Origin of the sequence: Streptomyces sp. NPDC051636 (assembly GCF_044453765.1) — a bacterium.
Classification (GTDB): domain Bacteria; phylum Actinomycetota; class Actinomycetes; order Streptomycetales; family Streptomycetaceae; genus Streptomyces.
In genome coordinates, this window is sequence record NZ_JBITDA010000012.1 from 101,241 (window position 1) to 114,686 (window position 13,446).

The following is a 13,446-nucleotide window of genomic DNA, read 5'->3' on the forward strand; positions in this document are numbered from 1 at the left end:
CTCCCCGCCCCCTACTCCCCCGACCCCGCCGACTCCCCCGCCTCCACCGTCTCCTCCGACCACTCCACCGTCACCACGATCTTGCCCCGCGTCCCGCCCTCCTGGTTCAGCCGGTGCGCGTCCGCCGCCCGCTCCAGCGGAAAGGTCTCGGACACATGCACCGACACCACGCCCTGTTCCGCGAGGTCGGACAGGCGCTGGAGGTCCTCCGCGTCGGGGCGGACGAACCAGTAGCGGCCGCCGTAGCTCACGACGTCCGGGTCCGCGATCGACACCATGCGGCCCTCGGGGGCGAGCAGGTTGGCCGAGGTCTTCGTCGTCTCGCCGCCGATGGTGTCGAAGACCGCGTCCACGCCCTCCGGCGCGAGGCCCCGCACCCGTTCGGCCAGGCCGTCGCCGTACGTCACCGGTTCGCCGCCCAGGCCGCGCACGAAGTCGTGGTTGTGCGCGCTCGCCGTACCGATGACCCGGGCGCCCAGGTGGGCGGCGAGCTGCACGGCGACCGAACCGACCCCGCCGGCGGCCGCGTGCACCAGGACGGTCTCGCCGCGCTTGACCTCCAGCGCCTTGACGAGCACCTGATAGGCGGTGAGCCCGGCCAGCGGCAGCCCGGCCGCCTCCTCGTAGCCGAGGTTGCGCGGCTTGCGGGCCAGGGTGCGCACGGGGGCGGCGACGTACTCGGCGAAGGTGCCCCGGGAGAGGAAGTCCTCGCGGACGTAGCCGATGACCTCGTCGCCGACGGAGAACTCGGTGACGGAGGCCCCGGGCTGCACGACGACCCCTGAGACGTCCCAGCCGGGGACGACAGGGAAGACGGTGTCCAGGACGGCGTCCAGATAGCCCTCGCGGCACTTCCAGTCGACGGGGTTGACGGCCGCCGCGCGCACCTTCACCAGTACCGAGTCGGGGCCGACCTTGGGGTCGCGCACCTCGCCGTACTCGAGTACCTCGGGTCCGCCGTAGCGGCTGTAGTGGATGCCCTTCATGTCACCGACCCTCCTGGGTGCGGGCACGCCACGCAACCGGGATGCCCCGATATGAGGCGTTTGCGTGGCTGCCTGCGCGTCGCCAACGTCAACCTCACCCCGTACCCGCGAAGGTGAGCGCCATGACCGCCCTCCACCAGGGACACGACCACCGCCACGGCGAGGACGGGGCCACCGGGACGACCGCCGGCCGGCCGGCGGGCAACGTCCGACGGCCCCTGGGCAGCACCCGGGGGGCCGTCGGCCTATCGTGGCACCGATCACGTTTACCCTGCCCACTGGACGGCATACCGACCGGTCGGCATCATGAGTCGCAACCTGTTAACCCGTTCGTAGGAGCGACGCATGAGCCCCGACCACCCGCCCGGACTGGATCTCGACCGGCTGCGCGGCCTGCTCGACCGTGAGCGGCCCGGACTGGTGACCGGTCCGCTGACCGGCCGGCTGATCGAGGGCGGACGGTCGAACCTCACGTACGCGGTCACTGACGGCACGTCGAAATGGGTCGTACGGCGGCCCCCGCTCGGCCATGTGCTGGCCACCGCGCACGACATGAAGCGTGAACACCGCGTGATCAGCGCCCTGCACCAGACGGCCGTCCCGGTGCCCCGCCCGGTGATTCTGTGCGAGGACGACGAGGTCCTCGGGGCGCCCTTCTACGTGATGGAGTTCGTCGAGGGCACCCCGTACCGCACCGCCGGCCAGCTCGCCTCGCTGGGCGAGGAGCGCACCCGGAACGCGGTGCTGTCCCTCGTCGACACCCTGGTGGAGCTGCACGCCGTGGACCCCGCCGAGGTGGGCCTGACGGACTTCGGCCGCCCGGAGGGCTTCCTGGACCGGCAGCTGCGCCGCTGGGGCAAGCAGCTGGACGCCTCCCGCAACCGCGACCTGGCCGGCATCGACGAGCTGCACGCCGCCCTCGGACGACAGCTGCCCGACTCGCCCGCGCCCGCCGTCGTGCACGGCGACTACCGCCTCGACAACGTCCTGATCGGCGCCGACGACACGATCAAGGCGATCCTCGACTGGGAGATGTCCACCCTCGGCGACCCGCTCACCGACCTGGGTCTGCTGGTGATGTACAGCCGGCCGCTGGGCATGCCCGAATCACCGGTCTCCACCACCGCCGAGGCCCCCGGCCACCCGGCCCCGGCCGAGCTGATCGAGCGGTACGCCGCGCGCTCGGGGCGCGACGTCTCGTCCGTCTCCTGGTACACGGCGTTCGCCTGGTTCAAGCTCGCCGTGATCCTGGAGGGCATCCACTACCGCTACACGCTGGGCCAGACGGTCGGGCGCGGCTTCGACCGCATCGGCGACCTCGTCCCCGTCTTCATCGACAACGGACTGACCACGCTTCGGGAAGGCTGACCGGCATGGACTTCGCGTTCGACGCGCGCACGGAGGAACTGCGCGCCAAGCTCCTCGCCTTCATGGACGAGTACGTCTACCCGGCCGAGGCGGTGGCGGAGGAGCAGCGGGCCGCGCTGGCCTCGCCCTGGGACACCCCGGCCGTCGTCGAGGAGCTCAAGGCCGAGGCCCGCAGGCAGGGCCTGTGGAACCTCTTCCTGCCCGACGCCGAGTACGGAGCGGGGCTGACGAACCTCCAGTACGCGCCCCTCGCCGAGATCACCGGCCGCTCCCCGCAGCTCGCGCCCACCGCGCTGAACTGCGCGGCGCCGGACACCGGCAACATGGAGGTGCTCGCGCAGTTCGGCGACGAGCGGCAGAAGAAGCAGTGGCTGGAGCCGCTGCTCGCCGGTGAGATCCGCTCGGCGTTCGCGATGACCGAGCCGGAGGTGGCCTCCTCGGACGCCACCAACATCACCACGCACATCGAGCGGGATGGCGATGACTACGTCATCACCGGCCGCAAGTGGTACATCTCCGGGGCGATGAGCCCCGACTGCACGATCTTCATCGTGATGGGCAAGACGGACCCGGACGGTGAGGACATCCGCCGTCAGCAGTCGATGATCCTGGTCCCCCGCGACACCCCGGGCGTCACCGTGAAGCGGGCCATGCAGGTCTTCGGGTACGAGGACCACTACCACGGCGGCCACGCCGAGGTGATCTTCGACCACGCGCGCGTGCCGGCGTCGAACCTGATCGGCGAGGAGGGCGGCGGCTTCGCCATCGCCCAGGCCCGGCTCGGTCCCGGCCGCATCCACCACTGCATGCGCCTGATCGGCATGGCCGAGCGGGCGATCGAGCTGATGTGCCGGCGCGCGGTGTCGCGTACGGCTTTCGGCAAGGCGCTGGCCCAGCAGGGCGTGGTCCACAACTGGATCGCGGACGCCCGGGTCACGGTCGAGCAGCTGCGGCTGCTGGTGCTGAAGACGGCCTGGCTGATGGACACGGTCGGCAACAAGGGTGCCCACGCGGAGATCCAGGCCATCAAGATCGCCACGCCCCGCGCGGTCGTCGACATCATCGACCGGGCGATCCAGTTGCACGGCGCGGGCGGGGTCAGCCAGGACCTCCCGCTGGCCGAGCTGTACGCCGCAGCGCGCACGCTGATGATCGCCGACGGGCCTGACGAGGTGCACCAGCGGTCGCTGGCGCGGCGGGAGCTGAAGAAGTACCTGTGAGGCACCGGGCCGAGTGAGGGCCGGTGCGGGCACCCCCTGCCCGCACCGGCCCTGTTGCGTGCTCGGCGCGGTGCTTCCCCGTGCCTTCGTGCGCCGTTGAGTGCGCGCCCGGCCTGTGGTGTCGTACCTCTTTCGGAACCGGCCGCCAACGGCCGGTGGCGCTTGCGGGGGAATGGGGGCACGGTGACGAACCTGCGGGAATCGCCGGGATGGGGCGCTGCGGCGGAGTCGCAGGTGACCCTGGAACGGCTGCTGTCCGTCGTGGGCCCGGGCGCCCTGGAGCTGGACACGGCTCCCGGCGGGCTGGCGGTGGCCGTGGCCGACGTCACCGTACTCGACGTGCTGGAACCCGAGATCCGGCCGCGGGAGCTGCTGCTCGCGGTCGGCGTCGATCCGGGGTCGGCCCACGCCGTGGATCTGCTGCGCCGAGCGGGCGAGACGGGCGCGACCGGCGTGGTGTTCGGCCCGGGCCGCCCCGAGCGGGCCGCCGCGGCACTCCGGGCGGTCGCCGAGGAGAGCGGTACCGCGGTGTTCTCCCGCACCGCCTGGTGCACCTGGGCCCAGCTGGTCGGGGTGCTGCGGGCCGGGCTGGCCTCGGCGGGTGCTCCGCCGGTGCCCGCCACCCGGGGCCTTGCCCTGGGCGACCTCAACGGACTGGCCGACGCGGTGGCCGCGCTGGTCGGGGGCGCGGTGACCATCGAGGACACGGAGTCCCGGGTACTGGCCTACTCCTCGACCGAGGAGAACGTGGACGAGCTGCGCCGGCTGACCATCCTCGGCCGGCGCGTGCCCCCGTGGCGCGTGGCCGCGATGCGCGAGGCCGGGTTCTTCCGGGCTCTGTGGGGCACGGACGACGTGCTCTACCGGCGGGCCCAGGGGGAGAACCCGGAGCGTCTGGTCGGTGCCGTCCGGGCGGGTGGCGAGGTGCTGGGGTCCATCTGGGTGGCCGCGGTCGCGGGGCGGCCCCTGTCCCCCGGCGCCTCCGAGGCCCTGCGGGCGGCGACCCGGACGGCCGCCGCGCACCTGCTCCACGTCCGTACGCGCGGCGCGGACGACCGTCTGGTGGAGGACGCGGCGCGCGCGCTGCTGGAAGGACGCGGCTCCCCCGAGGTGCTGGCGGAGCGCGCCTCGCTGCCGGAGCGGGAGCCGTGCGCCGTCCTGGCGGTGGGCGCGGGCTCCGGTACCGCCGGTGACGACGACCCGGCGCGGCGGTACGCGCTGCTCACCCTGCACTGCGCCGCGTTCGGCCACCGGACCGTGGTCGTGCCGGCGGGCGGCAGGATCCTGGTACTGGTGGGCTCGCTCGATCACGACCCGCGCAGGGCCGACGAGCAGGTGACGCACCTGGGAGAGTCACTGGCGAGACAGCTGTCGGCCACCACCGGCACGCCGGTGCGGGTCGGGCTGGGTGACGTGGCCCCGGGGCTCGCCCGGGCGGACGCCTCCCGCCGGTCGGCCGAGCTGGCTCTCAAGGCGCTCGCGCGGGACGCGGGAGCACGCACGGTCGCGCGGGCCGGGGACGTCGCGGACACGGTCGGCATCATGCAGGTCACCGAGGCGCTGCGCGACGTGGTGCTGCCGCCGGGGACGTCGGTGGCGCGGCTGGCCGCGTTCGACGCCGAGCACAGCGGAAGCTGCCTCGTCCAGACCCTGCGGGCCTACCTCGACCGCTTCGGTGACGTGGCCGCCGCCTCTCGAACGCTCGGGGTCCACCCCAACAGCCTGCGGTACCGGTTGCGCCGGATCACGGAGGTCTCGGGGCTCGACCTCGGCAGCCCGGACGCCCGCCTGCTGGCGGAGCTGGAGCTGCGCCTGCGGGACCGCGGTGACGGGGCGGGGCCCGGACCGTCACCGCGGCCGTGACACCGGAGCCGACCGGTGTGCGGCTTGGCCGCCCGCACTACCGCACGGCGCGGACTTCGTCGCGGCGCACAACGGCGCGGGCCGCCCGGTCCGGTCGTTGCGCTCGCCCGCCGCTTGGGCGGCGGAGTCTTTGACGACCCGACGAAGACGACGCCCGGTCCCGGCGAGCAGCCTGGGGTTCCGCCCGGGGCTCCCCGGGCGCTTCGATCCCGACACCGGAGGCTCACTCATCATGACCGGTCAGACCCCCGCCGCCGTGCGGCGTGAACGCGTCCTGCGGGAGGCCGTGCGGCAGGGACTGCTGGACCCGGAGCAGTCCCTGCTTGCCGCCTTCGTCGATCTCGACGGTGTCGCCGCGACGGTCGGAAGCCTGCACCGCGCCTTTCGGCGTGTTCTTCCCGCCCCGGCCTCCGTCGTCCACGCCTTCGCCGCCAAGGCGAACTGCCTGGTGCCCGTCCTGCGCGAGCTGGAAGGGCACGGCATGGGCTGCGAGGTCGCCACCGCAGGTGAGCTGGCCCGGGCGCTGGCCGCCGGTTTCCCGCCGGACAGGATCGTCTTCGACTCGCCGGCCAAGACCCGCGGGGAGCTCGAGCGTGCCCTGGCCCTGGGCGTGGCCGTCAACGCGGACAACTTCCAGGAACTGGCGAGGATCGACCGGGCACTCGCCGGCCGGCATTCCCTCTCCAGGATCGGGGTGCGGGTCAACTCCCAGGTCGGCGGGGGCACCATCGCCGCGATGAGCACGGCCACGAGCACCTCCAAGTTCGGTGTCCCGCTGGCGGACCCGGGCGTCCGACAGCAGTTGCTGCAGGCGTTCCGGGACTACCCGTGGCTGACGTGGATCCACACGCATGCCGGATCGCAGGGCTGCCCGCTCGACCTCATGGCGCGTGGCGTGGCACTGGCCGTGGAGTTCGCCGAGGAGGTGGACGCCGCTCTCGGAGAGCGCCGGGTCGTCGGCATCGACATCGGCGGCGGGCTGTCCGTCAACTTCGCGGACGACGAGACCGACCCCACCTTCGACACGTACGCCGAGTGCCTGCGCACGCACGCCCCGGCCCTCTTCGAGCGCGGGTTCGACGTCGTCACCGAGTTCGGACGCTCGGTCCTCGCCAAGAACGGCTTCATGGCGGCGTACGTCGAGTACACCAAGAGCGCCGGAGGCCGGCCGATCGCCGTCACCCACGCCGGCGTGCAGGTCGCCACGCGGACCGTGTTCGCCCCCGAGGCGTGGCCCGTACGGATCGAGGCGCACCACGGGAGCGGCAGGGCCAAGCAGGGGCGGCCCGTGCGCCAGGACGTCGCGGGGCCCGCCTGCTTCGCCGGTGACCTGCTGGCGCGCGACCGCGCGCTGCCGCTGCTCGAACCCGGCGACATCGTCGTCGTCCCGGACACCGGCGCCTACTACTTCTCGACGCCGTTCCACTACAACAGCCTGCCGGAACCCGCCGTTCACGGCGTACGGATGCGCGGGGACGGGCGGGTCGAGTTCACGCTCCTGCGTGCCGCCCAGGACCCGTGGGACCTGCCGGACCACGAACGCCGGGCCGGGGAGGTCCGGCAACCGGTGGACGCCGGCGCCTGTGACGTCCGTTAGGGGGCAACAAGGTGCCGGAGTCCGACCGTGCGCGGCCCGACCGGGACGGGCCGCTCCTCACCCAGCGCGCCGCCATCGTGTTCCTGCTGGCCGCACTCGTCGGCATCGGCGCCACCGTGCTGGCGGCGCTGGCCGGCAACCCGTGGCCCGTCACGGTGAGCCTCGGCAGCGGCTCGGCGGCCACGGCCGTGCTCTTCTTCAAGGAGATCATCGACTAGTAGGGCTGCGTCGGGTCGTTCTCGATCTTGAGGTCTGCCGTGTGGCGGGCAGGGGCTGGTGGCAGTGGTGCAGAGGAAGGCGTGGGCGGCGGTGACCAGGGTGGCGTGGTGGTGCCAGCCGTTGAAGGAGCGGCCTTCGAAGTGGTCCAGGCCCGGGCCGTGCTTGAGCACCTGAGGGGCCGGCACCACCACGTCACCCGGTCTTTCTCCGGGATCGAGTGCCGGCTGCCCCGGGTGGCGCTCCTGTCCGGCCGGCCCACCCGGGGACGGTTCTACGCCCGCAGCGCCCGCAGCAGCAGGTCGGCCAGGTGGTCGGCGACCTCCTGGGGGCTGAGCGGTCCGTCGGGGCGGTACCAGGTGGACAGGTGGTGGACGGAGCCGAAGTGGTAGTCCACCACCAGGTCGGCCGGGGTCTCCTTGGAGAAGACGCCGGCCTGCTGGCCCTCCTCGATCAACGCGCGGAAGCGTTCGTGGTAGCGCCGGCGCTCGGCGCGCACCTGCTTGTTCTTCTCCGGGCTGAGGTGGTGCATGGAGCGGAAGAAGATCGACGCGTCGTCGAGGTTCTCGATCGTCGTGACGACGACGTCCGCGGCGGCGGCCCGCAGCCGCTTCTCGATCGGCTCGTCGGCGTCCGCCAACGCGTCCAGCCGCTCCTGCTGGACGCGCAGCACGCGCGCGTACACCTCGTGCAGGAGGTCGTCCTTGGAGCCGAAGTAGTGGTACAGCGCCCCCTTGGTGACGCCGGCCGCCTCGACGATCTCCTGCACCGAGGTGCGGTCGTAGCCCTGCTCGGCGAAGAGCCGGGTGGCGGCGGCGAGCAGCCGCTGAGGGACGGGGGTTCCGTCTCCGTCCGTCGTCCTGGGCACTGCCGCCACCTGCCTTTCCGTCGTTCTACTGACTGTCGTGCGCGCGGGAACGCAGTTCCCGACGGAGGATCTTCCCACTTGCCGTCTTGGGCAGGTCGGGCAGGATCTCCACCTGGCGCGGGGATTTGTAGGCCGCCAGTCTCTCCTTGCAGTAGGCGGCCAGTGCGCCGGGGTCCGTCTCGGCGCCCGGGCGCAGGCTGATGTACGCCTTGACGGTCTCGCCACGATAGCCGTCGGGGACCCCGACGACGGCGGCCTCGCGCACCCCGGGGTGGGTGTAGAGGACGTCCTCGACCTCGCGCGGCCACACCTTGAAGCCGGAGGCGTTGATCATGTCCTTCTTGCGGTCGACGACGTACAGCCAGCCCTGCTCGTCCATGAAGCCGATGTCACCGGTGCGCAGCTCACCGCCGGGGAAGGTCTCGGCGGTGGCCTCGGGCCGCCGCCAGTAGCCGGGTACCACCTGCGGCCCGCGCACGACGATCTCGCCCTGCTCGCCGAAGGGGACCTCCGCGCCCTCCTCGTCGACGATCCGTACGACCGTGTCGGGGCCCGGCACGCCGACGGCCAGCGTCCCGGAGACCGGGTCGACGGGCGCCTTCCGGCCGGGCGGCACGGAGGCGCAGGGCGCGGTGCACTCGGTGAGGCCGTAGCCGTTGCGGATGTACGGTCCGAAGCCGGCCCGGAACTTCTCCACCAGCGCGGGCGGCAGGGGCGCGCCGCCCGAGGAGATGATGCGGAAGGAGGAGAAGTGGTCCGGGGTGACGGTCGGCTGGGCGGCCAGCGCCATGAAGGCGGTGGACGGGCCGACCGTGTAGTGCGGCCGGTGCTCGGCGAACGCGTCGAGGACGACCCCGGGCTCGAAGCGGTAGGCCAGCGCGAGCGTGCCCGCGCTGTTCAGGCAGGCGCCGAACTCGCAGACCATGCCGGTGATGTGGAACAGCGGGGCCAGCGCGAAGTAGACGGGCGCCTCGGGCATGCCGAGGCCGGTGCTCTGCCGCTCGGCGTTGTACATGATGTTGCCGTGCGTATTGGTGGCGCCCTTGGGGGTGCCGCTGGTGCCCGAGGTGTAGCTGATCAGGGCGATGGCGTCCGGGGCCGGGTCGCGGTCCTCGGGTGCCTTGTGGCCCTGCCGGGCGACGGTCACCAGGTCGTCGGCGTCCTGGGCCTGGGGCAGCCGCTCGAAGGAGAGCACGCGCGCGTCGTCCCGGGTCTGGAAATCCAGCTCGCTGGTGGTGAGCACGATCCGTACGGGCGAGCCGGTGACCGTCTCGCGCAGGTACGACTCCCAGGCCCGGTCGGAGCAGACGAGGGCGGCAACCTCGCCGTCCCGCAGGACATGGGAGACCTCGCCCGACTTGTACATGGGGTTGACGGGGACGACGATCGCGCCCGCCTTCCAGGCGCCCAGCACGGCGAGCACGAAGTGGGGGGAGTTCTGCAGCATCACGGCCACCCGGTCGCCGCGCTCCAGGCCGCGGGCGGCGAGGTGCCCGGCGACGGAGTCGCTGAGCTCGTCGGCCTCGCGGTAGGTGAGGCGGGCGTCGAAGTAGGCGAGGAAGGTGCGGTCCGGTACGTCGGCGACCGCTCGGCGCAGGGCGTGCACGAGGGAGTCGGCGGGGTCGATCGGGCCGCGCTGGGCGTCGTCGAGGAGGGCCAGCCAGGGCTTCGCCTGGTAACGGGACCCGGTCACCGGGCCTCCTCCCACTTGCGCTGGATGTGGTTCATGCCGCCGAGCCAGCGGTCGGGGTCGGTGGCCCGCGCCTGGTAGAACTCCGCGACCTCGGGGTGCGGCAGGATCAGGAAGCGGTCCTGCTCGATGCCCTTGAACAGGGCGTCGGCGACGTCCTCCGGTTCGATCGCGGTGGGCTTCAGGACCAGGTCGCCGGCGCTTCCGGTGGCGGCCAACATGTCGGTGCGCACGCCCTGCGGACAGATGGCGTGCACTTTCAGGCCCCGGTGGCGGTAGGTCAGCGACAGCCACTCGGCGAAGGCGTACGCGCCGTGCTTGGTGACGGCGTAGGGGGCGGCACCGATCATGGTGAGCAGGCCGGCCGCCGACACGGTGGAGACGAAGCGGCCGCTGCCGCGCTCCAGCCAGGCCGGGAGCAGCGTGTGGGCCGCGCGGACGTGGGCCATGACGTTGACGTCCCAGGACGCCGCCCAGACGTTCTCGTCGAGCGGCGCGGCCCCCTCGCCGGAGACGTTCCCGCCCTCGAAGGCGACGCCGGCGTTGGCGCAGTAGACGTCCACCGTGCCGCCGAGCGCGTCCCGGGCCTCGGTGATGATCGCGGAGGCGTCGCCCGGCACCGCGATGCCGCCGATCTCCTCGGCGACGGCCTTGGTCCGCTCGGCGTCCAGGTCGTTCACGACGACCCGGGCCCCTTCGGCGGCGAACCTGCGGGCCAGCGCGGCCCCGATACCGCCGCCCGCCCCGGTGACGACCACTCCCGCGTCCTGCACGGCTTCCACCATCGGTCTCCTTCGACACGACTTCGTCCCGATGCGACTCGGCTCTGCGGCGCCAGACTAACCGGTCGGTATGACAGCACGGAAGGGGTGCCTCCGACAGGCCCTTGGCCGGTCGGTTCGTTCCGTGCCGCCCGGCCGCGCGCTAGCGTGCGAGGCCCGGGCACCCGCGCTCACGGAGGTCACCGCATGAAGCTGTCCAGACGGAGCCTGCTCGCCACCACCGCCGGCGCGGTCGCGGCGCCGGCCGCTGCCCCGGCGGAGGCGGCCCCCGCGACCGCCCGCCGGCTGCGGACCGGCTTCGAGCGCCTCGCGGCCCGCGGTTACGCCCCGCTCGACGGACAGAACGTCGGAATCGTCACCAACCCCACCGGCGTCTCCCGGGACGTCCGTCACATCGTCGACGTCATGCACGGCGACCCGCGCGTGCGCCTGACCGCCGTCTTCGGCCCCGAGCACGGCTTCCGGGGCACCGCGCAGGCGGGCGGCTCCGAGGGCCGCTACGACGATCCGGCGACCGGGCTGCCGGTCTACGACACCTACCTCAAGAGCGGGCAGCCGCTGGCCGATGTCTTCACCACGTCCGGCGTGGACACGGTCGTCTTCGACATCCAGGACGTGGGCGCGCGCTTCTACACGTACATCTGGACCCTCTACGACTGCATGGAGGCGGCCCGGCTGGCGGGCAAGCGGTTCGTGGTGCTGGACCGGCCGAACCCGGTGACCGGGAGGTCGGCGCAGGGGCCGGTGCTGCACAAGGAGTTCGCCACCTTCGTCGGGCGGCAGCCGATCGCGCAGGCGCACGGGATGACGGTGGCCGAGCTGGCTCGGCTGTTCAACGGGGAGTTCCTGGGCGGAAAGGTCGCGCTGGAGACCGTACTCATGACGGGCTGGAAGCGGTCGGAGTTCTACGACGCGTACGGGCTGCCCTGGGTGCCGCCGAGCCCCAACATGCCGACGCCCGACACCGCCCTCGTCTACTCGGGAACGTGTCTCTTGGAGGGGACCAACCTGTCGGAGGGGCGCGGCACGACCCGGCCCTTCGAACTGCTGGGCGCGGACGGCGTCGACGGGCGGTGGGCGGCCGCGGCGAACGAGCTGGGGCTGCCGGGTGTGCGCTTCCGGGAGGCGTACTTCGCGCCCGCCTTCTCCAAGTTCCAGGGCAGGACCGTCGGGGGCGTGCAGATCCATGTGCACGACCGGGCCGCGTACGACCCCGTACGGACCGGGATCGCGCTGCTGGTGACCGCGAAGAAGGTCTGGAGCGGCTTCGCCTGGCGGTCCGACAACTGGATCGACAAACTCACGGGCTCCGCGCGGGTGCGCACGATGATCGACGCGGGCGCGGGCACGGACGAGGTGGCCGGCGCCTGGCAGGAGGAGCTGGGGGCGTTCCGGCGGATCCGGGAGGAATATCTCCTCTACAGGTGAGCCGCGACGTATGGCCAACCTTGCCCTCCGGCAGGACGATGCGCCCACATCGCACTGCTTCGGGGGACGAGGGAGCCTGTCATGGCGGATCATGGGACGAGTGTGACTCCCTACTGGGAGCTGGCCTTCGACGCGGACGGGGACGTGGACGGCCGGGAACGGGACCGGCTGCTCGCGGAGGTCACCGGCCACGGTGTCCGTGACCTGATCGTCTTCTCGCACGGCTGGAACAACGACCGCTCGGGCGCGACCGCGCTCTACCGCGCCTTCTTCGCACCGATTCCGAAGCTCGCTCCGAAGGCCCGGATCGGGTACGTGGGCGTGGTGTGGCCGTCGATGCGGTTCTCGGACGAGCCGATCCCCGACCTGCCGAAGTCCGTGGCGGCGGTGGAGGCCGAGGCGGCACCGCACCCCGCCCTCGACAAGGACACCCGGCAGGCGCTGCTGCGGACCTTCCCCGACCGGACGACGGTGGTCGAGCGGATCGCGGGGCTGCTGGACCGGCAGCCCCGGGAGGAGGCCCGGCTGAAGGAGTTCGGGCGGCTGGTGCGGCTGCTGGTGGAGGTGGCGCCGGACGGCCCGCAGGCGCTGTGCGCGACGGACACGGCGGAGGCGGGCGAGCCGGACATGCTGTGCGGGGACACGGTGGCGGCGTGCGACGAGTTCGCGCAGGCACTCGCGGCACTGGGGGCCTCCGGGGGGGCCGAGGGCTTCTCGCTGCCCAACCCCTGGCACGGGGCCCGTGAGCTGCTGCGCCAGGCGGCGTACTACGCCATGAAGCGGCGGGCCGGCACCGTCGGGGAGCGTGGACTGGGCCCGGTGATCGGGCGGTTGGCTTCCGCGGCCCCGGACGTGCGGGTGCATCTGGTGGGGCACAGCTTCGGCGGGCGGCTGGTGTCCTTCGCGCTGCGCGGGCTGCCCGAGGGGATGCGCGCGGTGAAGTCCGTGACGCTGCTCCAAGGGGCCTTCTCCCACTATGCGTTCGCGGCCCGGCTGCCCCATGACCCGCGCGCGGGCGGCGCGTTGCGGGATCTGCACCAGCGCGTGGACGGTCCGCTGGTGTGCTGCCACTCCCCCCACGACTCGGCCCTGGGCACCTTCTACCCGCTGGCCTCCCGCATGGCGGACGACGCCCGGTCGGTCGCGAGCCTCGACATCGGGCGGGTGCTGGGCCCCAAGTGGGGTGCGATGGGCCATGACGGGGTCCAGGCGGTGCCGGGCACGCGGGCGCTGACCCTCGCCGAGGCGCTGGCCGGCCCGTTGCCCGCCTCGGGCTGTGTGAACGTCGACACGGCGGCGGTGGTGCGACGCGGCGGACCGCCGGCCGGCGCGCACAGCGACATCGTGCACCCGGAGCTGGCCCGGGTGGTGCTGGCGGCGGGGCGCGTCACCTGACCCCGCCCCCGGCACCCTTCCCCGGCGACACCG

General features: G+C 72.9%; 11 protein-coding genes. 7 read left to right on the plus strand and 4 right to left on the minus strand.

The genetic code is table 11. The features are described 5' to 3' along the window. Nucleotides 1–11: 11 nt before the first annotated feature. Nucleotides 12–986: an NADP-dependent oxidoreductase gene (locus ACIBBH_RS21990; protein ID WP_399407028.1), complete on the minus strand. Its 975-nt coding sequence runs from the start codon at nucleotides 984–986 to the stop codon at nucleotides 12–14. 345 nt (nucleotides 987–1,331) lie between these two features. On the opposite strand from ACIBBH_RS21990, the gene ACIBBH_RS21995 reads away from it, so the two are divergent. The 5 genes from ACIBBH_RS21995 to ACIBBH_RS22015 all read left to right on the plus strand — a co-directional run bounded on the left by ACIBBH_RS21995 (nucleotide 1,332) and on the right by ACIBBH_RS22015 (nucleotide 7,252). After that, nucleotides 1,332–2,354, plus strand: coding sequence for a phosphotransferase family protein (locus ACIBBH_RS21995; RefSeq protein ID WP_399407030.1), 1,023 nt, complete (start codon nucleotides 1,332–1,334; stop codon nucleotides 2,352–2,354). Nucleotides 2,355–2,359: 5 nt separating this feature from the next. Next, entirely contained in the window at nucleotides 2,360–3,574 is a 1,215-nt protein-coding gene (locus tag ACIBBH_RS22000) for an acyl-CoA dehydrogenase family protein (RefSeq protein WP_399407032.1), read from the plus strand. Nucleotides 3,575–3,808: 234 nt separating this feature from the next. Next, nucleotides 3,809–5,437: a PucR family transcriptional regulator gene (locus ACIBBH_RS22005; protein ID WP_399407034.1), complete on the plus strand. Its 1,629-nt coding sequence runs from the start codon at nucleotides 3,809–3,811 to the stop codon at nucleotides 5,435–5,437. Between the two features lie 232 nt (nucleotides 5,438–5,669). Next, nucleotides 5,670–7,034 carry a diaminopimelate decarboxylase gene (locus tag ACIBBH_RS22010; protein WP_399407036.1) on the plus strand — a complete coding sequence of 455 codons (1,365 nt, stop codon included), beginning with the start codon at nucleotides 5,670–5,672 and terminating at the stop codon, nucleotides 7,032–7,034. 11 nt (nucleotides 7,035–7,045) lie between these two features. Continuing rightward, complete coding sequence (locus ACIBBH_RS22015; RefSeq protein ID WP_399407261.1) at nucleotides 7,046–7,252, plus strand: hypothetical protein; 207 nt, start codon at nucleotides 7,046–7,048, stop codon at nucleotides 7,250–7,252. Between the two features lie 272 nt (nucleotides 7,253–7,524). Here the strand turns inward: ACIBBH_RS22015 and ACIBBH_RS22020 are convergent, their stop codons facing one another. The 3 genes from ACIBBH_RS22020 to ACIBBH_RS22030 are packed head-to-tail and all read right to left on the minus strand — an operon-like array spanning nucleotide 7,525 to nucleotide 10,593. Further along, nucleotides 7,525–8,118: a TetR/AcrR family transcriptional regulator gene (locus ACIBBH_RS22020; RefSeq protein WP_399407038.1), complete on the minus strand. Its 594-nt coding sequence runs from the start codon at nucleotides 8,116–8,118 to the stop codon at nucleotides 7,525–7,527. Between the two features lie 25 nt (nucleotides 8,119–8,143). Then, complete coding sequence (locus tag ACIBBH_RS22025) at nucleotides 8,144–9,811, minus strand: class I adenylate-forming enzyme family protein (RefSeq protein WP_399407040.1); 1,668 nt, start codon at nucleotides 9,809–9,811, stop codon at nucleotides 8,144–8,146. Beyond that, nucleotides 9,808–10,593 carry an SDR family oxidoreductase gene (locus ACIBBH_RS22030; RefSeq protein ID WP_399407042.1) on the minus strand — a complete coding sequence of 262 codons (786 nt, stop codon included), beginning with the start codon at nucleotides 10,591–10,593 and terminating at the stop codon, nucleotides 9,808–9,810. Before ACIBBH_RS22030 ends, ACIBBH_RS22025 begins: the two co-directional genes overlap by 4 nt. 183 nt (nucleotides 10,594–10,776) lie before the next feature. Between ACIBBH_RS22030 and ACIBBH_RS22035 the strand changes: the two genes are divergently transcribed. Together ACIBBH_RS22035 and ACIBBH_RS22040 are read left to right on the plus strand one after the other, a co-directional pair. Continuing rightward, nucleotides 10,777–12,018 carry an exo-beta-N-acetylmuramidase NamZ domain-containing protein gene (locus tag ACIBBH_RS22035; RefSeq protein ID WP_399407044.1) on the plus strand — a complete coding sequence of 414 codons (1,242 nt, stop codon included), beginning with the start codon at nucleotides 10,777–10,779 and terminating at the stop codon, nucleotides 12,016–12,018. A gap of 81 nt (nucleotides 12,019–12,099) precedes the next feature. Further along, nucleotides 12,100–13,413: a serine-threonine protein kinase gene (locus ACIBBH_RS22040; protein WP_399407046.1), complete on the plus strand. Its 1,314-nt coding sequence runs from the start codon at nucleotides 12,100–12,102 to the stop codon at nucleotides 13,411–13,413. The last annotated feature ends 33 nt before the right edge of the window (nucleotides 13,414–13,446 follow it).

Coding starts and splice junctions, on each gene's coding strand:
- ACIBBH_RS22035 (WP_399407044.1), top strand. CDS start 10,777: ATGAAGCTGTCCAGACGGAGCCTGCTCGCCACCACCGCCGGCGCGGTC.
- ACIBBH_RS21990 (WP_399407028.1), bottom strand. CDS start 986: ATGAAGGGCATCCACTACAGCCGCTACGGCGGACCCGAGGTACTCGAG.
- ACIBBH_RS22010 (WP_399407036.1), top strand. CDS start 5,670: ATGACCGGTCAGACCCCCGCCGCCGTGCGGCGTGAACGCGTCCTGCGG.
- ACIBBH_RS22040 (WP_399407046.1), top strand. CDS start 12,100: ATGGCGGATCATGGGACGAGTGTGACTCCCTACTGGGAGCTGGCCTTC.
- ACIBBH_RS21995 (WP_399407030.1), top strand. CDS start 1,332: ATGAGCCCCGACCACCCGCCCGGACTGGATCTCGACCGGCTGCGCGGC.
- ACIBBH_RS22030 (WP_399407042.1), bottom strand. CDS start 10,593: ATGGTGGAAGCCGTGCAGGACGCGGGAGTGGTCGTCACCGGGGCGGGC.
- ACIBBH_RS22000 (WP_399407032.1), top strand. CDS start 2,360: ATGGACTTCGCGTTCGACGCGCGCACGGAGGAACTGCGCGCCAAGCTC.